Annotated in this window: 26 protein-coding genes, 1 tRNA gene and 1 pseudogene; 12 read left to right on the plus strand and 16 right to left on the minus strand. The window is 72.2% G+C overall.

The annotated features are described in order from the left end of the window. Positions 1-2: 2 nt before the first annotated feature. Positions 3-75, minus strand: a tRNA-Leu gene (locus VGD70_RS16035). Between the two features lie 118 nt (positions 76-193). Between VGD70_RS16035 and VGD70_RS16040 the strand changes: the two genes are divergently transcribed. From VGD70_RS16040 to VGD70_RS16060, 5 genes are all read left to right on the plus strand, one after another. After that, positions 194-1,396 carry a sialidase family protein gene (locus VGD70_RS16040; RefSeq protein ID WP_331082258.1) on the plus strand — a complete coding sequence of 401 codons (1,203 nt, stop codon included), beginning with the start codon at positions 194-196 and terminating at the stop codon, positions 1,394-1,396. 41 nt (positions 1,397-1,437) lie between these two features. Further along, the gene (locus VGD70_RS16045) at positions 1,438-1,620 is read left to right on the plus strand and encodes a hypothetical protein (protein WP_331082259.1); all 183 of its coding nucleotides are present in this window, start codon (positions 1,438-1,440) and stop codon (positions 1,618-1,620) included. Positions 1,621-1,792: 172 nt separating this feature from the next. Next, positions 1,793-2,323 carry a hypothetical protein gene (locus VGD70_RS16050; RefSeq protein ID WP_331082260.1) on the plus strand — a complete coding sequence of 177 codons (531 nt, stop codon included), beginning with the start codon at positions 1,793-1,795 and terminating at the stop codon, positions 2,321-2,323. Between the two features lie 22 nt (positions 2,324-2,345). Next, positions 2,346-2,819, plus strand: coding sequence for a thioredoxin-dependent thiol peroxidase (gene bcp, locus VGD70_RS16055; protein ID WP_331082261.1), 474 nt, complete (start codon positions 2,346-2,348; stop codon positions 2,817-2,819). 287 nt (positions 2,820-3,106) lie between these two features. After that, a complete protein-coding gene (locus VGD70_RS16060; RefSeq protein ID WP_331082262.1) occupies positions 3,107-3,880 on the plus strand; it encodes a serine hydrolase in 774 nt (257 codons plus the stop codon). On the opposite strand, the gene rdgB is transcribed toward VGD70_RS16060, so the two are convergent. After that, positions 3,877-4,473 carry an RdgB/HAM1 family non-canonical purine NTP pyrophosphatase gene (gene rdgB / locus VGD70_RS16065; RefSeq protein WP_331082263.1) on the minus strand — a complete coding sequence of 199 codons (597 nt, stop codon included), beginning with the start codon at positions 4,471-4,473 and terminating at the stop codon, positions 3,877-3,879. The genes VGD70_RS16060 and rdgB overlap by 4 nt on opposite strands. After that, a complete protein-coding gene (gene rph, locus VGD70_RS16070) occupies positions 4,470-5,234 on the minus strand; it encodes a ribonuclease PH (protein WP_331082264.1) in 765 nt (254 codons plus the stop codon). Before rph ends, rdgB begins: the two co-directional genes overlap by 4 nt. Positions 5,235-5,357: 123 nt before the next feature. Between rph and VGD70_RS16075 the strand changes: the two are divergent. Beyond that, positions 5,358-6,344: pseudogene (locus tag VGD70_RS16075) on the plus strand (lysylphosphatidylglycerol synthase transmembrane domain-containing protein); the annotation flags it as partial. A gap of 48 nt (positions 6,345-6,392) precedes the next feature. Here VGD70_RS16075 and VGD70_RS16080 read toward each other — a convergent pair. The 7 genes from VGD70_RS16080 to VGD70_RS16110 all read right to left on the minus strand — a co-directional run bounded on the left by VGD70_RS16080 (position 6,393) and on the right by VGD70_RS16110 (position 11,275). After that, positions 6,393-7,028 (minus strand): TetR/AcrR family transcriptional regulator, encoded by a 636-nt coding sequence (locus tag VGD70_RS16080; RefSeq protein WP_331082265.1) that lies wholly within the window; start codon positions 7,026-7,028, stop codon positions 6,393-6,395. A 131-nt stretch (positions 7,029-7,159) separates the two neighbouring features. Further along, the gene (locus VGD70_RS16085) at positions 7,160-7,930 is read right to left on the minus strand and encodes an MBL fold metallo-hydrolase (protein ID WP_331082266.1); all 771 of its coding nucleotides are present in this window, start codon (positions 7,928-7,930) and stop codon (positions 7,160-7,162) included. Positions 7,931-7,940: 10 nt separating this feature from the next. Continuing rightward, complete coding sequence (gene murI / locus VGD70_RS16090) at positions 7,941-8,735, minus strand: glutamate racemase (protein WP_331082267.1); 795 nt, start codon at positions 8,733-8,735, stop codon at positions 7,941-7,943. Beyond that, positions 8,732-9,376, minus strand: a complete 645-nt coding sequence (locus tag VGD70_RS16095; RefSeq protein ID WP_331082268.1) for a rhomboid family intramembrane serine protease — start codon at positions 9,374-9,376, stop codon at positions 8,732-8,734. The genes murI and VGD70_RS16095 overlap by 4 nt, the downstream gene beginning before the upstream one ends. 175 nt (positions 9,377-9,551) lie before the next feature. Then, positions 9,552-10,502: a cysteine synthase gene (locus VGD70_RS16100; RefSeq protein WP_331082269.1), complete on the minus strand. Its 951-nt coding sequence runs from the start codon at positions 10,500-10,502 to the stop codon at positions 9,552-9,554. 3 nt (positions 10,503-10,505) lie between these two features. Then, the gene (locus tag VGD70_RS16105) at positions 10,506-10,778 is read right to left on the minus strand and encodes a MoaD family protein (RefSeq protein WP_331082270.1); all 273 of its coding nucleotides are present in this window, start codon (positions 10,776-10,778) and stop codon (positions 10,506-10,508) included. A 59-nt stretch (positions 10,779-10,837) separates the two neighbouring features. Then, a complete protein-coding gene (locus VGD70_RS16110) occupies positions 10,838-11,275 on the minus strand; it encodes a M67 family metallopeptidase (RefSeq protein WP_331082271.1) in 438 nt (145 codons plus the stop codon). 151 nt (positions 11,276-11,426) lie between these two features. Here VGD70_RS16110 and VGD70_RS16115 point away from each other — a divergent pair, with 151 nt between their 5' ends. Then, complete coding sequence (locus VGD70_RS16115; protein ID WP_331082272.1) at positions 11,427-12,536, plus strand: sulfite oxidase; 1,110 nt, start codon at positions 11,427-11,429, stop codon at positions 12,534-12,536. A 1-nt stretch (position 12,537) separates the two neighbouring features. On the opposite strand, the gene VGD70_RS16120 is transcribed toward VGD70_RS16115, so the two are convergent. From VGD70_RS16120 to clpS, 3 genes are read right to left on the minus strand one after another with little or no spacing between them, the layout of a single operon-like run. Beyond that, complete coding sequence (locus tag VGD70_RS16120) at positions 12,538-13,545, minus strand: P1 family peptidase (RefSeq protein ID WP_331082273.1); 1,008 nt, start codon at positions 13,543-13,545, stop codon at positions 12,538-12,540. Then, positions 13,535-14,104, minus strand: coding sequence for a DUF2017 domain-containing protein (locus VGD70_RS16125; protein ID WP_331082274.1), 570 nt, complete (start codon positions 14,102-14,104; stop codon positions 13,535-13,537). Before VGD70_RS16125 ends, VGD70_RS16120 begins: the two co-directional genes overlap by 11 nt. Beyond that, positions 14,101-14,400, minus strand: coding sequence for an ATP-dependent Clp protease adapter ClpS (clpS, locus tag VGD70_RS16130; RefSeq protein WP_331082291.1), 300 nt, complete (start codon positions 14,398-14,400; stop codon positions 14,101-14,103). Before clpS ends, VGD70_RS16125 begins: the two co-directional genes overlap by 4 nt. 46 nt (positions 14,401-14,446) lie before the next feature. On the opposite strand from clpS, the gene VGD70_RS16135 reads away from it, so the two are divergent. Genes VGD70_RS16135 through VGD70_RS16145 form a run of 3 tightly spaced genes read left to right on the plus strand, consistent with a single transcriptional unit; the run spans position 14,447 to position 16,636 of the window. Next, complete coding sequence (locus VGD70_RS16135; RefSeq protein ID WP_331082275.1) at positions 14,447-15,733, plus strand: nicotinate phosphoribosyltransferase; 1,287 nt, start codon at positions 14,447-14,449, stop codon at positions 15,731-15,733. Between the two features lie 10 nt (positions 15,734-15,743). Beyond that, positions 15,744-16,313, plus strand: coding sequence for an isochorismatase family protein (locus tag VGD70_RS16140; protein WP_331082276.1), 570 nt, complete (start codon positions 15,744-15,746; stop codon positions 16,311-16,313). Beyond that, entirely contained in the window at positions 16,310-16,636 is a 327-nt protein-coding gene (locus VGD70_RS16145; RefSeq protein WP_331082277.1) for a hypothetical protein, read from the plus strand. The genes VGD70_RS16140 and VGD70_RS16145 overlap by 4 nt, the downstream gene beginning before the upstream one ends. Positions 16,637-16,656: 20 nt before the next feature. On the opposite strand, the gene wecB is transcribed toward VGD70_RS16145, so the two are convergent. From wecB to VGD70_RS16160, 3 genes are all read right to left on the minus strand, one after another. Further along, the gene (wecB, locus tag VGD70_RS16150) at positions 16,657-17,814 is read right to left on the minus strand and encodes a non-hydrolyzing UDP-N-acetylglucosamine 2-epimerase (RefSeq protein WP_331082278.1); all 1,158 of its coding nucleotides are present in this window, start codon (positions 17,812-17,814) and stop codon (positions 16,657-16,659) included. Between the two features lie 88 nt (positions 17,815-17,902). Then, positions 17,903-18,082: an LPXTG cell wall anchor domain-containing protein gene (locus tag VGD70_RS16155; protein WP_331082279.1), complete on the minus strand. Its 180-nt coding sequence runs from the start codon at positions 18,080-18,082 to the stop codon at positions 17,903-17,905. Positions 18,083-18,096: 14 nt separating this feature from the next. Further along, positions 18,097-18,834 (minus strand): choice-of-anchor P family protein, encoded by a 738-nt coding sequence (locus VGD70_RS16160; RefSeq protein WP_331082280.1) that lies wholly within the window; start codon positions 18,832-18,834, stop codon positions 18,097-18,099. Positions 18,835-19,103: 269 nt separating this feature from the next. Between VGD70_RS16160 and xrtP the strand changes: the two genes are divergently transcribed. Continuing rightward, positions 19,104-19,661, plus strand: coding sequence for an exosortase P (xrtP, locus tag VGD70_RS16165; RefSeq protein ID WP_331082281.1), 558 nt, complete (start codon positions 19,104-19,106; stop codon positions 19,659-19,661). Between the two features lie 44 nt (positions 19,662-19,705). Then, the gene (locus VGD70_RS16170; protein ID WP_331082292.1) at positions 19,706-21,016 is read left to right on the plus strand and encodes a glycosyltransferase family 2 protein; all 1,311 of its coding nucleotides are present in this window, start codon (positions 19,706-19,708) and stop codon (positions 21,014-21,016) included. Positions 21,017-21,063 lie beyond the last annotated feature (47 nt).

Here is a 21,063-nt window from a genome sequence, read left to right on the forward strand (position 1 = left end):
GGTGGGGCCGAAGGGAGTCGAACCCTCACTGGCTGGAACCTAAGTCCAGTGCCTCTGCCGTTGGGCTACGGCCCCTGGCGCCTTGGCGCCGGGCCACAGCGTATCCAGTCGGGTGATGGTGGAAGTCGCGGCGTCGGGGTGGTGGTTCGTTAGGGTTTGGCCTGGCAGGGGTCATCCGAGCGGGGTCGGGGGCGTGGTCGGGGTGCGGGTGTTCGGGCGGGTTGGGGTCGGGCTGGGGCTGGTGGGGCTCGCGTTGGTTGGGGTCGCTCCTGGGGTGGGCGCCGAGCAGGCGGGGCCGGCCGCGGAGCCAGTCAGCGAGGCGCGGCAGGGGCTGATCTATCCGGGCGGAGCCAGCTATCCGCGGGTCATCCGGCTCTCGCACAGTGGGGACGCCAACGGGCGGGTTCTTGCCACTGTGGGCAGCGTCGTGAACGGGGACAGCGTCGGGATCGTGCTCGAGAGCACCGACGGGGGCGCCACGTTCCAGCAGGTGGGGATGGTCGCCGACCCGGCGGGGGCGGGTGGCGGGGGGATGTGCTGCGGCACCCTCTACGAGCTTCCCCGGCGGGTCGGTGCGCTGCGGGAGGGCACGCTTCTGTGGGCCACGACCGCCGGCTACAAAGCCCCCGAGGCGCAGCGGCACACGACGCAACGTCTCTGGCAGAGCCGCGACCACGGCCGCACCTGGACCTTCCTCTCCGACATCGCCACCTCGCCCAACCGGTACAACGCCTGGGAGCCCGAGCTCTCCGTATCGCGAGACGGCTACCTGGTCGTCCACTGGGCCGACGAGTCCGACAAGCCCCACCACGACCAGAAGATCGTCCAGGTCCGCTCCAGGAACGGCATCACCTGGACCGACCGGCGCGACACCGTGAAGAACACCGACTTCTTCGTCCGGCCGGGGATGCCGGGCGTGCGCCAGCTCGCGGACGGCACCTTCCTGATGGTCTACGAGGTCTGCAACCTCGACGAACCACTCTGCGGCGCGTACTTCCGCACGTCGGCCGACGGCTGGGACTACGGGGACCCGCTCGACCTGGGGACCGGGATCCGCACAGCAGACGGCAAGTACCCGCGGCACACGCCGACGATCACCGTGAGCCCGACCGGCGCGATCCTGCTCGCCAGCGAGATGCTCGTGAACGCCGACGGGAGCCACGCGCCGGGCAACGGCCGGACCCTCCTGGTCAACGACGCCGACGGCACCGGCCCGTGGCGCGAGGTCCCGGCGCCGGTGGTGGTGCCCGACCCGGACAACGAGGCCTGCCGCAACTTCAGCCCCAGCATCGTCGCCTCCGCGGACGGCCGCCGCGTCCTGCACGTGGCGACCGACCGGGTGGACGGGGTCTGCAAGGCCTTCTACGCCAGCGGGCCCATTCGGCCACCACGCTGACCGACGTGTCACCATTGACCGGACGACGGGAGGAGCCGGACATGCGTGCACTACGCGCCCTCGACTCCGTGCTGAACCTCATCGACCGGTTCGAGGCCCGCGGCGTCTACGTCCCCGGCGAGGACAACAAGGCGATCTCCCCCTGGCGCGACTTCGGCTGGCTGATCGCCACCTGGCTCGTCACGGTCGCGGTCTTCATCCTCTTCTTCGCGCTGGCCGCCTGACCAAGCCGGCAAGCCGCCCGGCCACGGCGTGGCACTGATCACTTTCGGTGCCCTTGTGGTCACAGCTCGGCCACGGCACGACACCAGGTGCGCTTCGACGCCCCTGCACCAGGTGTCGCACCGGAATAGTGCATTCAGACGTAACCACCACCCCAAGGAAGGGGCACCCCCGGTGCTGATCGCCAGGCTTGCGGTCGCTGCCTGCGCACTGCTGGTCCTGGCCGGATGCGGGATCGGGCATTCCACCGAGGCCGCCCAGCGGGCGACGCGGTCCGCGACCCCGACGGCGGCCGCCGAGCGCTCGGACTACCGCGCCACGGACGGCACCCGCAAGTCGATCGGCGACGGCGTCGTGCTGACCGTCTCCGCGCCCAAGTCCTTCACGCCCAGTGACACCGCCTACCCGCGGGTCGGCCGCGCGGTCGCCTTCGAGCTGGCCATCGACAACGGCAGCACGCTCGCCTTCCGGCCCGCACAACTGTCCTTCGTCGCGGTCGTGGAGGGCAAGCAGGCCGAGCAGGTGATCGACTCGACCCAGGGCTACCCCGGCATCTCGGGCACCGTCGACGAGGTCACGCCGGACGACAGCCTGCACTTCGCGATCGCGTTCGCCGTGCCCGAGCGCACCTGCACGCTGCGGGTGACCGTCCGGCCGGACACCGCGGGCGCGACGGCCATCGGGCTCTACGACGGCACTGTCTGACCCACCGGCTAACGTCACCGGCATGACCGATCAGAAACGGCTCTCCGAGGGCGACCCGGCCCCCGACCTCCGCCTCCCGGACAGCAACGGCAACGAGGTCTCGCTCGCCGACTTCCGCGGCCAGCACGTCGTCGTCTACTTCTACCCCGCCGCCGGCACACCCGGCTGCACCAAGCAGGCCTGCGACTTCCGCGACAACCTGGCCGAGCTCAACGACGCCGGCTTCACCGTGCTCGGCGTCTCCCCGGACAAGCCGGCCAAGCTCGCCAAGTTCGTCGCCGACGAGGGGCTCACGTTCCCGCTGCTGTCCGACGAGAGCCGCGAGGTCCTCACCGCGTGGGGTGCCTTCGGCGAGAAGCAGAACTACGGACGGACGATCATGGGTGTGATCCGCTCCACGTTCGTGGTCGACCCCGAGGGCAAGATCGCCAAGGCGATGTACAACGTGCGAGCGACCGGACACGTGGCGAAGCTACGCAAGGACCTCGGGGTCTGAAAATAACGAATCAGGCGCGAAAAGCCCGACGGGACAACGTGATCCGGGTCTGATCCGTACGCCACGGTGCGTGGGAAGTTGCCGCTCCACCAGGTCAACTTCGTGAATTCCAGCCGCGTATTGACGGCATGCGCACCTTCCCGCTCCGTCGCGTTCGCTGGGTTCTCGTGATCCTCCTCTTGGGACTGATCGCTGCCTGTGGCGCTCGTCCCGTGGATGTCGGCGCGTCGCCCGGACCGCCGATCCCGGTGCCACCGCAGGCGAGGACCAGCGCGCCGCCGACGCCCATGCCGAGGAACTCGGTCCCGCCGGCGGCATCGACCAAGCCGGCCGCGGTCCCGGGCAAGCGCCCGGCGACGATTCCCGCCAACCTCCTCGTCGCCGCGGCGGCCAAGGTCGAGCCGAACACGACGCTCGGCGCGGTGGTGTTCGACCGGACCACGGGCGCGACGCCGCTCGCGTACAACGCCGACCGGTCGTTCCGGTCCGCGTCCCTGGTGAAGCTGCTGATCGCGATCGACGCGCTCGAGAACGGCGCGGACGCCGAGGACCGCGAGCAGGTCGCCCGGATGCTCCGGATGTCCGACGACGACATCGCGAGCCTGTTCTGGGTCCAGGACGGCGGCCCCCGGATGGTGGCGCGGACCGCCGCCGAGCTGGGCCTGACCGGCGTGTCGCCGCCGGAGGTGTCCGGCCGCTGGGGCGAGGTCGTGGTGACGCCCCGGGACATCGTGACCATCTACCGGTACGTGCTGAGCATGCCGCCGGACGACAGCGCGCTGATCATCGACTCCCTCGGGCGGGCGCCGCGGGTCGCGGCCGACGGGTTCGACCAGCACTTCGGCATCCCGGACGGGATGCGGGCCCAGTGGGCGATCAAGCAGGGCTGGGGCAACAACGACGAGACGATGGTGCTGCACAGCACCGGGCTCGTCGGGCCGAGGTTCCGGTACGTCGTCGTGCTGCTCACCGAACACCCGCTCGGCTCCGGCTGGGCGAGGTCGGCACAGTCGGTGACCGCGGCCGCGGCGGCCCTGGAACCGCTGCTGCCCGGGGCCTAACCGCTCAGGGCGCGCAGGTGGGGCAGTAGCCGCGCCAGCGCGCGGCCGCGGTGGGACACCGCGTCCTTCTCCGCCGCTGGCAGCTCGGCCGACGTGCGAGTCTCCCCCGCCGGGACGAAGATCGGGTCGTAGCCGAAACCGTTGGTGCCGCGGGGTTTCCGCGCGATGGTCCCCGGCCACTCACCGCGCGCGACCACCTCGGTGCCGTCCGGGTGGACGAGCGCGGACGCGCACACGAAGGCCGCGGTCAGCCGCTCGTCCGGCACGTCCGCGAGCTGCTCCAGCACCAGGTTGAGGTTGGCGGCGTCGTCCTTGGCGCTGCCGGCCCAGCGCGCGGACAGCACCCCGGGCATCCCGTTCAGCGCGTCGATCGCGATGCCCGAGTCGTCGGCGACCGTCGGCAGGCCGGTGGCGGCCACGGCGTCGCGGGCCTTCGCCACGGCGTTCTCCTCGAACGTCGCGCCGGTCTCGGGTGCCTCGGGGAACGGCGGCACGTCCGCGAGGCCGATGACCTCGAGCCCCGCGCCGGCGAGGATCCGGCGCAGCTCCGCCAGCTTCTTCGCGTTCCGGCTGGCCACCAGGAGCCGGGTCACGAACGGACGGCCTTCGGCGCCGGCAGCGTTCCGGGGTAGGGCTCGGCGAGCACCGCGGCCTGCTTGGCGTTGATGTCCGCGCAGCCGGCGAGCGCGAGGTCCAGCATCTTGTCCAAAGTGGACCGCGTGAACGTGGCGCCCTCGCCCGTGCCCTGCACCTCGATGATCGTGCCGGCGTCGGTGGCCACCACGTTCATGTCGACCTCGGCCCGCGCGTCCTCCTCGTACGGCAGGTCCAGCCGCACCCGGCCGTCGACCACGCCCACGCTGATGGCGGACACCGCGCAGGACAGCGGCTGCGGGTCGGCGAGCCGGCCGGCCGCGCCCAGCCAGGTGATCGCGTCGGCGAGCGCCACGTAGGCGCCGGTGATGGCCGCGGTCCGGGTGCCGCCGTCGGCCTGGATGACGTCGCAGTCGATGACGATCGTGTTCTCGCCCAGCGCCGCCAGGTCGATGCACGCCCGCAGCGAGCGGCCGATGAGCCTGCTGATCTCGTGCGTGCGCCCGCCGATCCGGCCCTTCACCGACTCGCGGTCACCCCGGGTGTTGGTCGCGGACGGCAGCATCGCGTACTCGGCGGTGACCCAGCCGAGGCCGGAACCCTTGCGCCACCGCGGAACCCCCTCGGTCACGCTCGCCGCGCACAACACCCGGGTCTTGCCGAACTCGACCAGAACCGAGCCGGCCGGCCATTCCTGGTACCCGCGGGTGAGCTTGATGTCCCTGAGCTGGTCGTCGTTTCTGCCATCGCTACGTGCCACGAGGGAAACCCTACGACTGTGGCGAAGGTCTCCCGGCGCCCACCCGAACGAGCGCACCCGCGGATTGACCACGGCACCCACGCGGAGGAGAGTTCATCGCATGATGAAATTGTGGAGGGGGACATGTCGGGGAAGGTCAGAAGCCGAACGTTGACCCTGCTGCGGGTCGCCGTCGTGCTCGCGTTGCTCGTGGTCGCCGTGTTCACGCTGCGGGACAGGCTGCCGAGCCTCACCGAGGTCACCGCCGCCCTGCGCGACGCCGACGCGAGCTGGCTGGCCGTCGCCACCGCCGCCGAGCTGGTGTCCATGGGCATGTTCGCCCGCCAGCAACGCCGGCTGCTCACCGCCTTCGGCGTCCCCATGACCCGCCACCGCGCCCTCGCGCTCGCCTACAGCCGCTCGGCCATCGCGATCAGCCTGCCCGCGGGCTCGGCCATCTCCGCCGCCTACGCGTTCAGGCAGTTCCGCACCGACGGCGCGAGCAGGCGCACCGCGGCCACCGTGATGGTGCTGTCCGGCCTGCTCTCGATCGCCGCGCTGGCCCTGCTGTACACGACCGGCGCGCTCGCCACGGCCGCCGTCAAGCTCGGCGAGTCCTGGACGGCGCACCCCGCGCTCACCCAGGTCTCCGCGGTGCTCACGCTCGGCCTGCTGATCTTCGTCGGCATGCTCGCCCGGCAGTCGAGCGGGGAGCTGCACTCGAACCACCCGCGCGCGCACGTGAACCCGCTCGCCCGGATCGAGCCGCGCTGGCCGCGCCTCGCCGCGGCGCTGCGGCCGGTCGTCGACGCGGTCAGCAGCTCACGTGCGGTGCCCGGCCGGCACTGGGGCCTGGCGCTCGCCGCCTCGCTCACCAACTGGCTCACCGACCTGCTCTGCCTCTACGCCGCGGCCCGCGCGTTCCACCTGCCGCTCGACGTCGTGGCCCTCGGCGCGATCTACCTGACCGTGCAGATCGTCCGGCAGATCCCACTCACCCCCGGCGGCATCGGCGTGATCGAGATCAGCCTGCTCGCGGGGCTCGTGTCGGCCGGCGCGGGCGAGGCCGCGGCGGCCGCGACCGTGCTGGTCTACCGGCTGCTGTCGTGCTGGCTGATCATCCCGGCCGGGCTGCTCGCCTGGCTGACGCTGCGCCACCCGCCGCACGGGCGGTCCGGCTCAGCCGGGGTGGACGACCAGGCCGAGGACCTGCCGGACGTGCTCCCGCAGCTGGGTCGAGGTCGTGTCGCCGCCGGCCAGGTGCCCGAACAGCGCCTGTTGGAACACTCCGTCGAACAGCGCGTATGCCAGGCGGGACGGCACCGCGAGCGTTGAGCCGGACAGCTCCGCGTACTGGGTGACGATCCGCCAGATCATCCGCTCGAGGCTGCGGTCGATCTCCGTGACGTCGTCCTGGAAGGACTTCTCGAACAGGCTCTGGTTGCGCAGGTCGAACCAGAGCCGGTGCATGGCGGCGTCGTCGCGCAGCGTCTGGACCATCGCGGCACCGAAGCCCTCGCACAGCTCCTCCGCGGTGCGCGCGGTGGCCACGACCTGGTCGTAGCGGGTGACGCACTCGGCCTTGTACTGCCGCACGCAGAAGGTGATGAGGTCGACCTTGTCGCGGAAGTAGTAGTGCAGCACGCCGTGGGAGAACTCCGAGTTCTGCGCGATCTCCCGCAGGCTCGTGCGGGCGTAGCCGAGCTCGGACAGGGTCAGCAGCGCGGACGCGGCCAACTGCGCACGCCGCTCGGCGAACTTGTCGGCCTGCCGGCGCGAGATCCGGTCCTGCTTCGGGTCGACGGCCTGAGACACGAACGCGATTCTAAACCGACACGCCGCAATTCTTGACAGTTGTCCAGCTATGTCTTGACGACTGTCAAGTGATGGTCGATGCTCGGTGGCCGGGCTCCCGGCCCGGACCTCGCCGGGAGCCCCTGACGTGTTCAGATCTCGTAGCGGGCGCCCTGGACCACGAGCTCGGCCGGGCCGGGGTACTCCACGCGGGCCTCGGCGAGCACGGCATCGCCGTCGGTCCACGGGGGCACGTGGGTGACCAGCAGCCGGCCCGCGCCCGCGTTCTTGGCCAGCCGGCCCGCCTCGGTGCCGGACAGGTGCAGGGCCGGCGGCCGGTCCTCGGCGTGGGTCCAGGACCCCTCAGCGAGCACGACGTCCGCGCCCGCGGCGAGCACGTCGAGGTCCGCGGAGACGCCGGTGTCGCCCGTGTAGACCAGGATCCGACCGCCGTGGACGATCCGGAAGCTGAATGCCTCGCACGGGTGCGCGGCGACGGCCGCGGTGACCTCGAAGGGCCCGATGTGGAGCGTGCCGGGCGCGAGCGCGCGGAAGTCGTAGGTGTCGGTGAGGTCGGTGGTCGCGCGCTCGGCCTTGTCCGGGGCGTAGGCGGCGGCGAACCGGCTCGGCGCCTCGCCTGGCGCGTACACCGGCAGCCGGTCCGCCCGCGGGTCGCGCGAGGGACTCGGGTGGTAGCGGCGCAGGACGGTGAGCGCGGAGAAGTCGGCGCAGTGGTCCGGGTGCAGGTGGGAGAACAGCAGCGCGTCGAGGGCGAACGGGTCCGCGACGGCCTGCAGCTCGGCGAGCGTGCCGTTGCCGAGCTCGATGCCGAGGAGGAACCCGTCGGCCTCCAGGAGGTAGCCGGAGGACGGGGCCCGCGGCCCCGGGGCGCTGCCGGAGCAGCCGAGCACGGTCAACAACACGCCGGACAGCCTAAGGCGTTCCGGCCGGGACGAACGCGCCAAGCTCCGGCCCGAGGAACCGGCGGGCCAGCCGGGCGAAGGGCTCGGCCGGGCCGGTGGCGACGAGCTCGTGGCGGACGTCGTCGCCGGGCTCGGCCAGCAGGTCGCGCTCGGTGAGCACCCGGTAGACGTCCTTGGCCGTCTCCTCGGCGCTGGACACGAGCGTGACGTCGTTGCCCATGACGATCTGCAGGACCCCGGTGAGCAGCGGATAGTGCGTGCAGCCGAGTACCACGGTGTCCACGTCGGCCTGCTGCAGCGGCTCGAGGTAGCCCTGCGCGAGGCCGAGGACCTGGCGGCCGGAGGTGATGCCGCGCTCGACGAAGTCGACGAACCGCGGGCAGGCGGCGGTGGTGAGCTCGATGTCCGGGGCGGCGGCGAACGCGTCGTCGTAGGCGCGGGAGCGGACGGTGCCGGCGGTGCCGATGACCCCGACCCGGCCGTTGCGCGTGGTGGCGACCGCGCGGCGCACGGCCGGCACGACGACCTCGACGACGGGGATGTCGTAGCGCTCGCGCGCGTCGCGCAGGCAGGCCGCGGACGCCGTGTTGCAGGCCAGGACCAGGAGCTTCACCCCGCCGGCGACGAGCTCGTCGGCGATGGCGAGCGCGTGCCGGCGGACCTCGGCGATGGGCAGCGGGCCGTAGGGTCCGTTGGCCGTGTCGCCGACGTAGCGCAGCCGCTCGCCGGGCAGCTGGTCGGCGATGGCGCGGGCGACCGTGAGGCCGCCCACGCCGGAGTCGAAGATGCCGATCGGGGCGGTCACAGTGGCGCGGCGGCGGCCGGCTTGGCCTCGGCGCGGCGGGTGGCCATGGAGACGAGCCAGGCGGCGAGGATGCCGCCGAGGGCGCCGAAGAGGTGGCCCTGCCAGGAGACGCCCGGGTTGCCCGGGAGGACGCCGAGCAGCGTGCTGCCCCAGTACAGGAACAGCACGACGGCGACCGCGAGCTGGCCGAAGCTGCGGTTGAACAGGCCGCGGACCAGCAGGAACGCGAGCCACCCGAACGCGATGCCGGACGCGCCGACCGTGACGCCGACCCCGCCGGTGAGCCAGACGCCGATGCCGCTGACGAGCCAGACGGTGATCGTGACCGCGACCCACTGCCCGATGCCGTTGGCCATGGCGAGAAAGCCGAAGACGAGGATGGCGAGGGTGTTGGCGAACAGGTGGGCCCAGCCGTGGTGCAGTAGGGGCGCCCAGACGATGCCGTCGAGGCCACCGAGCGTGCGCGGCTGGATGCCGAGGTTGTCGAGGTTGGCCGGGAGGACGGCGTCGACGGCTTCGATCAGGTAAAGCAGGGCGGTGAACGCCCCGATGACGATCGCCGCCTGCACGGGGTTGGGCGGCACGATCCGGTTCGCTGGGGCCTTCGGCTTGTCGGCCGGCTTGATCGGCAGAGTGCTCACGTCTTCGAGATTACGTGCGTTCTCGGGTCCCCGGGTCCGGACGAACCCTGACATCTCCCTGAGGATTGCTCGCTCTGCCGGTCCGCGCCGTCTCCTGCCACGCACCATGAGGGGCTGGGCCGAGCTGTCGGCTGCCCGCTTCGCTTCGCCGAGGGTCAGGCGCTGGGCACTGTGCTCATGCCCAGAGGTGGCCGTCCAGGCGTTCTGCCGCCTCGTCCAGCGAGCCCGTGAAAGCTCCCGTCGACAGGTACTTCCAGCCGCCGTCCGCCACCACGAACACCACGTCCGCCTTCTCACCGTTGGCCGCTGCCTTCTCCGCCACCGCAAGGGCTGCGTGCAGGATCGCGCCCGTCGAGATGCCCGCGAAGATGCCCTCCGTCTCCAGCAGCTGCCTCGTCCGGCGCAGGGCGTCGTACGAGCCGACCGAGTACCTGCCGGTCAGGACCTCGGGGTCGTACAGCTCCGGGACGAAGCCCTCGTCGAGGTTGCGCAGGCCGTAGACCAGCTCTCCGTACCTCGGCTCGGCGGCGACGATCTGCACGTCCGGCTTGTGCTCGCGCAGGTACCGGCCGGCGCCGACCAGGGTGCCGGTGGTGCCCAGGCCGGCGACGAAGTGGGTCACCGTCGGGAGGTCGCGGAGGATCTCCGGGCCTGTGCCGTGGTAGTGCGCGCCCGCGTTGTTCGGGTTGCCGTACTGGTAGAGCATCACCCAGTCGGGGTTCTGCTTCGCCAGCTCCTTGGCCCTGCGAACCGCCTCGTTGGAACCGCCGGCGGCCGGGGAGCTCACGATGCGTGCCCCGTAGGCCTGCAGGATCAGCCGGCGCTCCTCGGACGTGTTCTCCGGCATCACGCACACCAGGCCGTAGCCCTTGAGCTTGGCGGCCATGGCGAGCGAGATACCGGTATTGCCCGAGGTCGGCTCGAGGATGGTGCAGCCGGGACGGAGGGTGCCCTCCTGCTCGGCGGCCTCGATCATCCGCAGGGCCACCCGGTCCTTGATGGACCCCGTCGGGTTTCTGTCCTCGAGCTTGGCCCAGATCCGCACGTCCTCCGACGGCGACAGCCTGGGCAGGCCGACCAGCGGCGTGTTGCCGAGGGCGTCGAGCAGTGAGTCGAATCGGGCCACGGGTCAGCCGCCGGCGACGGCCGGCAGGATCGTGACGTTGTCGCCGTCGGCGATCGCCGCCTCGAGGCCGCCCGCGAAGCGCACGTCCTCGTCGTTGACGTAGACGTTCACGAAGCGGTGCAGCGAACCCTCCTTGACCAGGCGTGCCTTGAGGCCGCCGTGGTCGGCCTCGATGCTGTCGATGACCTCGGCGAGGGTGGAACCCTTCGCCTCGACCAACTTCTGCCCGCCGGTGTGGGTGCGCAGGATGGTCGGGATGGAGACGGTGACGGCCATGTGGAACCTCCGCTGTGTACTGGCTCTGATAGGAAGACGTTCTGGATCGCGTGCGTATTTCAGCCGTGGTCCGCCACTTCGACGACGTGGACGGGCTCCTCGGTTACCTCACCGTCGGCGATGCGGTATGAGCGCAGCTCGTGTTCCTCTGGATCGCGGGTGGCGATGAGGACGTAATGCGGCGAGGGCAGCAGCTGGGCGTACTCACCGGCCCGGGCGATGTCGGTGCGCGACGGGTACGGGTCGGTCGCCGTGTGCGAGTGGTAGATGACCACCGGCTCCTCGTCGTCGCGCGCGAGCTGCTGGTACACGGCGTTCCACTCGGTGGTGTCGAACTCGTAGTACGTGGGCGAGCGGGCCGCGTTGAGCATCGGCACGAAGCGCTCGGGGCTGTCGGACCCCTCCGGCCCTACGAGCAGACCGCACGCCTCGTCCGGGTGGTCCCGGCGGGCGTGCCCGACCATCGCGTCGACCAGGTCACGGCGTATCCGAAGCACAACGCAATCCTACGTGGTGGGCACCTGCCTCCCACCTTGTGAGAGCTGGATCATTCCGGCTGGCAGGTATGCGCGGGGTGCAGGTCACCCGAACCGCAGCTGGGCGGTAGCCGCGACGACACGGCCCCGCCGGAGGACGACGCTGGAGGTCATGGACGTCGTCGCACCCATGGCACCCCGGAAGGTCGCCGGGAAGGTCGCCCGGAAGGTCGTCAAGGCCACCCCCGCCGACCTGATGGAGGACACGGGCACGGGCCTGGACTACGGGACCCGGCCGGACCGCATGCCGGGCTACCTCACCCCGACCGACCGGTTCTTCATCCGCAGCCACGCGCCCACGCCACACCTGGACGCGGCGACCTGGACGCTGCGGGTCGAGGGGAACGGCGTACGCGAACCGCTCGCCTACACCTACGACGACCTGTGGCACCGCTTCCCACTCGTCTCGGTGACCCGCACGCTCGAGTGCGCGGGCAACCGCCGTGTCCTGCTGGGTCAGCAGTTCGGCCGCACCTTCCACGGCACGCAGTGGGGGCGCGGCGCGATCAGCACCGCCGAGTGGACCGGTGTCCGGCTGCGCGACCTCCTCGAGCCGGCCGGGATCACCCCCGGCGCGTGCGAGGTCATGCCTGAGTCGCTCGACGAGATCCGCGCCCGCCGGCCGATGCCGCTGGCCAAGGCGTACGCCGACGACACCCTGGTCGCGCTGGCCATGAACGGCGGGGCGCTCCCGCCCGACCACGGGTTCCCCGCCCGCCTGGTGGTGTCCGGCTGGCTCGGTGCGGCCAGCATCAAGTGGCTGGGCCGGCTCGAGGTCTCCGAGGACGCCCTGTACGTGCCCTGGAACACCGAGGACTACGTGCTGATCGGCCCGGACTTCCCCGCCCGCGGGCCCGCCCACGGCCCGGTGATCACCGCGCTCCCGGTGGCGAGCCTGGTGGAGCTGCCATGGCCGGCGCGGCTGCGGCCGGAACCGCAGCTGGTCCGCGGCCGGGCGTTCGCGGGCGAGAACCGGGTCGTGTCGGTGCGGTACCGCATCGACGACGGTCCCTGGCAGGACGCGCCGATCACGTCACCGCACCTGCCGGGGGCGTGGGTGCGCTGGCAGTTCGACTGGAACCCGGCCCCCGGCGACCACGTTCTCCGCGTGCGCGCCACCGACGACCAGGGCAACACCCAGCCGGACTCCTCGACGTGGAACGAGCTGGGCTACCTCCAGCACTCGGTGCTGGCCCACCCCGTGCATGTCCAGTACGGGTGACTCAGCGCCCGTCGGCGGGCCACACGTCGCGGTAGGCCGGTAGGCCGGCCAGGCGGGTCGCCGCCAGCACGCCGTGCACGACGGCCCTCGCGAAGACCTCGGCGGCGGCCGCGCACAGGTGGTCGAGCGCGGCCGCGCGGGCCATCGGGCCGAACGGGGCGTCGGCCGGCACCAGGGGGCGGGACCGGGTGGCGACGGCGAACACCGTGTCGCCGTCGAACATCGAGTGGGCCGGGCGGACCGCGCGCGCCAGGCCGTCCTGGGCGGCGACCGCCAGCCGGCGGCACTCCGCCTTCGACAGGTCCGCGTCGACCGCGACCACGCCGATCGTCGTGTTCAGGTCCGTCGGCGTCACCGGCGGCAGCACCCCCGGGCGACCCGGCCACGACCTGCCGAACTCGCCGTCGACCTCGTGGTCGGCCGCCCACGGCGTGCCGGTCGCCACGTCGACCGCCTCGCCGGCCGCGTTCACCGCGGCCAGCGCGCCCACGGTGAAGCCGTCGACCGCGACACCGGCCGTCCCGACGCCGCCCTTGAGCGACCCGACCTTCGCGCCGGTCCCCGCGCCGACGCAGCCCTGCGCGACCGGCCCGGACGCGGCCACCGAGCAGGCCAGCGACCCGAACTCGGCCGACGGCCGGTTGCCCCACTCGCCGCGCGGCAGGTCGAACAGGACGGCCGCGGGAACGATCGGCACGACCTCGTGCTCGCCCGCGCCGACCCGGAACCCCTGGTTGTGCGACCCGAGCCACGACATCACGCCGTCGGCCGCCGCGAGCCCGTAGGCGCTCCCGCCGGACAGACAGATGGCGTCGACCTGCGCGACCAGGTTCTCCGGCAGCAACAGGTCGGTCTCCCGTGTCCCCGGCGCACCGCCCCGGCCGTCGACCGCGCCGGTGGACCCCGGTGGCAGCAGCACGACGGTGGTCCCGGTGGCCCAGCCGTCGCCGATGCGCTGGTGGTGGCCCACCAGCACGCCCTCGACGTCGGTGATCGCGTTAAAGGTCATCGGGCGAGAGGGCCAGCACCAGGTGCTCCTGCATCCACGTCAGCCACTGGTAGACCCCCAGGTGCGGGCTGCGCGGGTCGTCCTCGGGCAGCTCCTCGGGCATGTCCTCGCTGACGTCCAGCGTGGTGCCGAGCGCCAGCCGCACGTCGTTGACCGCGGAGAGCCACGCGTCGGCCTGCTCGAGCGACAGCTTCACCGTGCCGCCGTCGGGCGGGCAGGTGTCGAGCACGACGCCGGCCACCCCGGTCTTGAGGTCGAGCAGCTCGGGCTCGTGCAGCGAACGCAGCGCCGCGGCCGAGTCCCGTTCCTCCTTGGACGGCTCGTCCTCGCGGTCCATGCGGTGGAAGTCGGGCAGCAGCCGGGCCAGGATCGGGTCGTCGGGCGCCGAGGTCATGCCGGTGCGGATGCCGGTGAGCTCGGCGAGCTCGTCCTGCGGGGTGGCCTCGAGCCGGGCCTGCAGCATGCCGTCGATCTGGGTGATGAGCCCGCGCAGCACGGTGGCCTCCCGCCGGTCGAGCTTGGTGGTGACCGTGTCGCCGACGCGCTCCCAGGGGATCACGACTGGTGCTGCATCGTCGCCCACAGGCCCGCCGCGTGCAGCTTCGCGACGTCGCCCTCGACCTTCTCCTTGGAGCCGGAGGACACGATGGCCCGGCCCTTGTGGTGCACGTCCAGCATCAGCTTGGTGGCCTGCTCCCGCGAGTAGCCGAACAGCTTCTGGAACACATAGGTCACATAGGACATCAGGTTGACCGGGTCGTTCCACACGATGGTCTGCCACGGCTTGTCCTCGGCCGCGACCTCCGAGCCGACCGGCTCGGCCTGTGTCTGCTCCTGTTCCACGGGCATGGACAGATGGACCGGCATGCCGTCCATGGTGGCATGTCTAGGCTCACGGTTCATGACCGGCACCAGCACCGCGCTGCTCACCGACCACTACGAGCTGACCATGCTGGCCGCGTCCCTGGCCGCGGGCACGGCGCGGCGGCAGTGCGTGTTCGAGACCTTCGCCCGGCGCCTGCCGAACGGGCGGCGCTACGGCATCGTCGGCGGCACCGCGCGGGTGGTCGAGGCCATCAGCCGGTTCACCTTCGGCGACGACGAGCTGCGTGAGCTCGCCGACCGCGAGGTCGTCGACGCGGCCACCCTCGACTGGCTCGCGGACTACCGGTTCACCGGCGACGTCGACGGCTACCCCGAGGGCGAGCTGTACTTCCCCGGCTCGCCGCTGTTCACCGTGCGCGGCACGTTCGCCGAGGCGGTGCTGCTGGAGACGCTCGTGCTGTCGGTGCTCAACCACGACAGCGCGATCATGTCCGCCGCCGCGCGGATGGTGAGCGCGGCGAACGGCCGGCCAATCATCGAGATGGGTGGCCGGCGCACGCACGAGGCGGCCGCGGTCAGCGCGGCACGTGCGGCCTACCTGGCGGGCTTCGCGACGACGTCGAACCTGGAGGCCGGCCGCACCTACGGCATCCCCACCGCCGGGACCTGCGCGCACGCGTTCACCCTCCTGCACGACAGCGAGCAGGCCGCGTTCACCGCGCAGGTCAACGCGCTGGGCACGGACACGACGCTGCTGGTCGACACCTACGACATCACCGCCGGCATCCGGACGGCCATCGAGGTCGCCGGGCCGTCGCTCGGCGCCATCCGGATCGACTCCGGCGACGTCGGCGTGCTGGCCCGGCAGGCCCGTGTGCAGCTCGACGAGCTGGGCGCGCGCAACACCCGGATCGTGGTGTCCGGCGACCTCGACGAGTACGCGATCGCCGCGCTGCGGGCCGAGCCGGTCGACGCCTACGGGGTCGGCACGTCGCTCGTCACCGGGTCCGGCTCGCCGACCGCCGGGATGGTCTACAAGCTGGTCGAAGTGGACGGTCGGCCGGTGGCGAAACGCAGCTCGCACAAGGAGTCCCGGGCCGGGCGCAAGGCGGCGCTGCGCCGGCACAAGCCGACCGGCACGGCGCTGGAGGAGGTCGTGTACGTGGTCGGCGACGACATGCCGAAGGCCGGCGAGCACGACCGGCAGCTCGTGGTGGCGCTGCTGCGTGGTGGACAACCGGTGGGTGAGCTGCCCACCCTGGAGCAGAGCCGGCAACGGGTGCGGGACGGGCTGGTGAGCCTGCCGTGGGAGGGCCTCAAGCTGTCCCAGGGTGAGCCGGCCATCCCGACCGTCTACTCCTGAGGAGCACGCAGTGGCCAACGCGCTGATCGTCGTGGACGTGCAGAACGACTTCTGTGAGGGCGGCTCGCTCGCCGTGGCGGGCGGGGCCGGGGTGGCGGCGGCCATCACCTCGCTCGTGCGGTCCGGCGGGCACGACCACGTCGTGGCGACGCGGGACTACCACATCGACCCGGGCGCGCACTTCTCCGCGACGCCGGACTTCGTCGACACGTGGCCGCCGCACTGCCGGGCCGGCACGCCGGGCGCGTCGTTCCACCCGTCGCTGGACGTCGGGGGGATCGAGGCGGTGTTCTCGAAGGGCGCGCACGCGGCGGCGTACTCGGGCTTCGAGGGTGCCGCCCCGGACGGCACCCCGCTCGCCGACTGGCTGCGCGCCCGCGACGTGTCCACTGTGGACGTCGTGGGCATCGCGACCGACCACTGCGTGCGGGCCACCGCCCTGGACGCGACCCGCGCGGGCTTCGCGACGACCGTGCTGCTGGACCTCACCGCGGGCGTGGCCCGCGCGACGGTCGACGCGGCCCTGCGCGAGCTGACGTCGAACGCGGTCCGGCTGGCCGGCACCCCGCACGTCGCGTGAGCCGCTTCCCCGTCTCGGCCGGCTGGGCGATCACCGTGCCGCTGGTCCTGTGGTGGCCGATCGCCGTCACGTTCATCGAGCTCCAACGCCCCACCGACCGCGACGCCGACCTGACCTCGCTGCTCTACCTGCCGGCCGGCCTGATGTGGCTGCCGCTGATCGCCGGGTCGGCCGCCATCGCGTGGCTGGCGGGCCTCACCCTGGACCGCCGCCGGACGCCGGTGGACCGCTCGAACGCCAAGCGCCGCAACCGGGGCCTCCTGTGCGGCCTCGGCATGACGATCGTCGCGCCGCCGCTGTTCCTGCTGCTCGCCGGGATGTGACCACGCTCCGCCGCAGCGGGTCAGGACACGGACTCGAGCACGTCGCCGGGGTTGCGGCCGGGACGGGTGAGCAGGTCGGCGATGGCCGCGCACACCCGCTCGGCCGCGCGGCCGTCGCCGAAGGGGTTGCTGTGCAAGGGGATCCGCAGACTCGCCTGCAGCATCCGGTCGGCCTCCACCAGGATCCGGGGGCGGTCGGTGCCGACGAGCCACGCGCAGCCGGCGTGCACCGCCTCCGTCCGCTCGGTCACCTCCCGCAGCACCAGCACCGGCACGCCGAAGCTCGGCGCCTCCTCCTGGATCCCGCCGGAGTCGGTGAGCACCAGCGCGGCCCGGCGCAGCACGCGCACGAGGTCGGGGTAGGCCAGCGGTTCGGTGAGCGTCACCCGCGGATGGCCGCCGAGCGCGGCGACCACCTGCCCGCGGACGGCGGGGTTCGGGTGCATGGGCAGCAGGACGTGGACATCGGGGTGCCGGTCGGCGAGCACCGCGACCGCGCCGAGGACCTCGTCCAACGGGGCGCCCCAGGACTCCCGGCGGTGCGCGGTGACCAGCACGAGCCGGCCGCCGTGTGCCTCGAGCTCGCGCTCGACGGCGACGAGGTCCGGGTTGACCGCGGGTGCCTCGAGCGCGGCGATCCGCAGCGCGGCGTCGACGACGGTGTTGCCGGTGACCACGATCCGCGGGTGCGCGAGCGACTCGCCGGCGAGCGCGCCGGCGGCGACGGCGGTCGGGGCCAGGTGCAGCGCGGCGATCCGGGCCACGAGCTGGCGGTTGGCCTCCTCGGGGAACGGCGCGGTGAGATCGCCGGTGCGCAGCCCCGCCTCGAGGTGCACGACGGGGATCCCGCGCCAGAACGCGGCGAGCGCGCCGGCCAGCGCGGTCGACGTGTCGCCCTGGACCAGCAGGGCGGCCGGCGGGCGGCGGGTCAGCAGCTCGTCCAGCGCGGGCAGCAGGCCCGCGAAGAGCTCGGCCTGGCCACCGGTGGTGCGGGTGAGCGCCAGCCGCTCGTCGGGCGCCAGCCCGAACGGCGCCAGCGCCTGCTCGACCATCGCCGCGTGTTGTCCACTGTGGACCAACACGGGGCGGAGGCCGGGTTGTTCGGCGAGGGCGAGCGCGACCGGGGCGGCCTTGACCGCCTCCGGCCGAGTGCCGACCAGCAGCAGAATCTCGTCCATTACTTCCCATACGTGCTCAGCGGGTGGATGGGTTGCCCGGGAAGTGGTCCCGGCCGGCGCCAGCCCGGCCGGAACCACCCCCGCGGATCTACTCGGCGCTCGGCTGCTCGCTCCCGGCGAGCCGCCTGCGGCGCCGGGCCGCGTGCATCAGCAGCAGCCCGGCGACCAGCAGGACGATCCCGAGCGCTATCCACCAGCTGACGTTCGCGCCGGTGAACGCGAGGCCACCGGCGCCGCCGATGGCTCCTCCGGTCGGTGCTCGGTACACGTCGGTCTCCTCGCCTACGCGGCCGCGGTCGCGGTCCGGCGCTTGCGGATCACCATGCCGCCGACCGGGATCGCGGCGAGACCGACGAGCCCGAGGCCGACCCAGAGCCCGAGGCCGGAGGCCAGCGGCACGGGTGGTGCCGCCGGGCCGCACTTGGCCTGAGCCAGGATGACGTCACCCTTGCCCACCAGCGCGTTGAGCTTCACGTGCACGGCGTTGACCGTGAGGCTGCCGTCGGGGCCGCTGATCTGCTCGTTGAAGATGATCTTCGCCAGCACGAGGTCGATCGTGGTGTTCGGCGCCGGGTTCACCGGCACGCTCACGCCCGGCAGCGAGACGCCGGCCAGCGTGCTGGAGCCCTTGGTGCCCGCCTGGGTGGCGTCACAGGTCGCGTTGACGGCACTGATCTTGCCGCTGAGCGCGCCGAGCGCGATGCCCACGTTGGCCAGGTCGGCCTGCGCGTGCACCTCGCCCGTCTCCTCGTTGAGCTCGGCCTTGCTGGTGACGAGGCCGGCGGTGACGAGCCCGGCGGCGTTGATGCTGGCCACCGAGGCACTGGTGGGCCCGTTGGTGTTCGACGGCGCCAGCGGTCCGACGTTCGCGGCCGGCTGCCCGAGCAGCGTCACCGACACCTTGGCCGCGAACGCCGAGCCGTCTCCTGGCGCGGCCGAGGCGGGCATGGCCCCGAGAATGAGCGATGCCGCCACGACGGCGCCGAGGGCGCCGCCGCGGCGCACAGATCGCATGCGCATTGTGTGTTCCTCCGAATTTTGTTGTGACGGCACGGCCTTAGCCGTGCGAATGCGTATCGAAGGAGAAGGCAAAAGGGTAAACAGAGTTGATCCACTTTGACCGTAACGGGATCATGATTCACTTTCGAGTGGCGGCGGCGCCTGCCTTTGTTGACGCACAGCGATGCAGGCCCCGCATGGATCACCCGATTCAGGGATATCCCCATCCGGTGTTATAGCCGGAAGATCGTCGCTGTCCTACGCCCTCGCCTCGCTCGAAAGGAGCCGCGGTGACGCTTGTCGGCGCACTGCCGGCGCCCGGGCCGAGAACCGCCGGCTGGCCGAAGGCCCTCGCCGTTCTCCTGCTCGCGATCGCCGCTGCCCTCATCATCTGGCAACGCACGTACCGCACCGTCGAGATGATGCTGGCCGGTGGCGTCATCCGGCTGTTCACCTCCGACGGCGTCTACGTCGCCGCCTCCCGCCAGTCCGTCTACTTCGGACTCGGCTCGGACACTCCCTTCGGGCTGCGGATGAGCCCGGAGTGCACCTCGGCGTTCCTGCTGCTGCCGCTGCTGGTGGTCGGCGCGGTGATGATCGTGCTCCGGCCGCGGATCGCCGGGCAGGTGCTGTTCGCGCTCGGCGTCGCGGTGGTGGCGCTGATCCTGGTCAACCAGCTGCGGCTGCTGGTGCTCGTCGGGCTGATCAACTGGCTGGGCACCGACCAGGGCTACTACCTGGGGCACACCATGTTCGGCTCGCTGATCAGCGTGCTCGGCGGCGCGGCCGCGCTGGTGACGTTCGTGTGGCTCGCCACCCGATCGCCGCGTCCTCGGGAGTCCGCGTGAGCCTTCCCGTGCTGCTCGGCCTGACCCAGGCCCTGGCGCTCACGATGAGCGTCGCCTTCCTCACCTACGTGTGCCTGATCGTGGTGCCCTACCTGCGGCACGTGCCGGCGAAGCCCGGCGACCCCGGCGAGTTCGACTGGCACTTCTTCGTGCCGTGCCGGGACGAGGAGCCGGTGATCGCCGGCACCGTGCGCTACCTGCTGGACAGCTTCCCCACGGCCAAGGTGTGGGTGGTCGACGACCACTCCGAGGACGCCACGGCCGCGGTGGTGTCCGGGATCGCGTCGGCCGAGTCGCGCCTGCGGCTGGTGTCGCGCCGGCGGCCGCGAGCGCGGACCGGCAAGGGTGACGCGCTCAACGCCGCGTACCGCGCGCTGCGTGCGTCACTGGGCGAGCACGTCGACGACAACCGCACGATCGTGGTGGTGGTCGACGCGGACGGCCGGCCGGCGCGGAACTGCCTGGCCGCCTGTGCCGCCGAGCACCTGTTCGGCGACGCGTCGATCGGCGCGGTGCAGGTCGACGTGTGGATGTCCAACCGGGGCCGGCCGCAGGCGGGCGGCAGCCGGCTGGGCAAGCGGTTCGGCGCGGGCCTGGTGCGGATGCAGGACCTGGAGTTCCGCACCGCGATCGCGGCGATCCAGACCTCCCGCGGCCTCACCGGGACGATCTCGATGGGCGGTAACGGCCAGTTCACCCGGCTGTCCGCGCTGACCTCGATCGCCGGCACCGGCGGCCCGTGGCGCGGCGCGCTGCTGGAGGACTTCGAGCTGGGTGTGCACCTGCTGACCGCGGGGTGGCGCACGGGCTTCACCCGGGACACGCACGTGGCGCAGGAGGGCCTGTACAGCCTGCGGCGGTTCCTGTCCCAGCGGACGCGGTGGGGTCAGGGGACGATGCAGTGCGCCCGGTACGTGCGGCGGATCTTCGACTCGGCGCACCTGTCGACGATCGGGGCCGCGGAGATGCTGTACTACCTGGCGCAGCCGTGGTTGCAGCTGCTGGGCACGCTGGTGTACCCGATCCCGTTCCTGCTGCTGGGCATCCGCGCCGGCGGCGACCCGGGCGAGGTGTGGTCGTGGTTCTCGGGCGGCGCGTGGGTCCTGTTCGCGGTGTACGGGTCGTTCGGCCTGCTGCCGTTCCTGATCTGGGGCCCGATCTACCGCGCGAAGTGCGAGCCGACGGTGGGCCGCCTGCGCGGCATCGCGTACGGCTTCGCGTACGCGCTCTACATCTACACGTTCTACATCACCTCGTGGCGCGCCCTGTTCCGGCTGATCCGCAAGCGCAACGGCTGGGTGAAGACCCGCCGGAACACCGAGTCCCACGCCGCAGTGGTGGCAGTGGACCACTGACCCGGCAACAGCAACGGCAACGGCGCCCGCACCGAGGTGGGGCGCCG

Source organism: Actinophytocola sp. (assembly GCF_036402745.1).
Taxonomy (GTDB): Bacteria; Actinomycetota; Actinomycetes; order Mycobacteriales; family Pseudonocardiaceae; genus Actinophytocola.

What these genes read in the sequence shown, in the direction of transcription:
- VGD70_RS16045 (WP_331082259.1), top strand. Translation starts at nt 1,438, where the DNA reads ATGCGTGCACTACGCGCCCTCGACTCCGTGCTGAACCTCATCGACCGG.
- bcp (WP_331082261.1), top strand. Translation starts at nt 2,346, where the DNA reads ATGACCGATCAGAAACGGCTCTCCGAGGGCGACCCGGCCCCCGACCTC.
- VGD70_RS16060 (WP_331082262.1), top strand. Translation starts at nt 3,107, where the DNA reads ATGCCGAGGAACTCGGTCCCGCCGGCGGCATCGACCAAGCCGGCCGCG.
- VGD70_RS16105 (WP_331082270.1), bottom strand. Translation starts at nt 10,778, where the DNA reads ATGGCCGTCACCGTCTCCATCCCGACCATCCTGCGCACCCACACCGGC.
- VGD70_RS16115 (WP_331082272.1), top strand. Translation starts at nt 11,427, where the DNA reads ATGGACGTCGTCGCACCCATGGCACCCCGGAAGGTCGCCGGGAAGGTC.
- VGD70_RS16120 (WP_331082273.1), bottom strand. Translation starts at nt 13,545, where the DNA reads ATGACCTTTAACGCGATCACCGACGTCGAGGGCGTGCTGGTGGGCCAC.
- VGD70_RS16135 (WP_331082275.1), top strand. Translation starts at nt 14,447, where the DNA reads ATGACCGGCACCAGCACCGCGCTGCTCACCGACCACTACGAGCTGACC.
- wecB (WP_331082278.1), bottom strand. Translation starts at nt 17,814, where the DNA reads ATGGACGAGATTCTGCTGCTGGTCGGCACTCGGCCGGAGGCGGTCAAG.
- VGD70_RS16160 (WP_331082280.1), bottom strand. Translation starts at nt 18,834, where the DNA reads ATGCGCATGCGATCTGTGCGCCGCGGCGGCGCCCTCGGCGCCGTCGTG.
- VGD70_RS16170 (WP_331082292.1), top strand. Translation starts at nt 19,706, where the DNA reads ATGAGCGTCGCCTTCCTCACCTACGTGTGCCTGATCGTGGTGCCCTAC.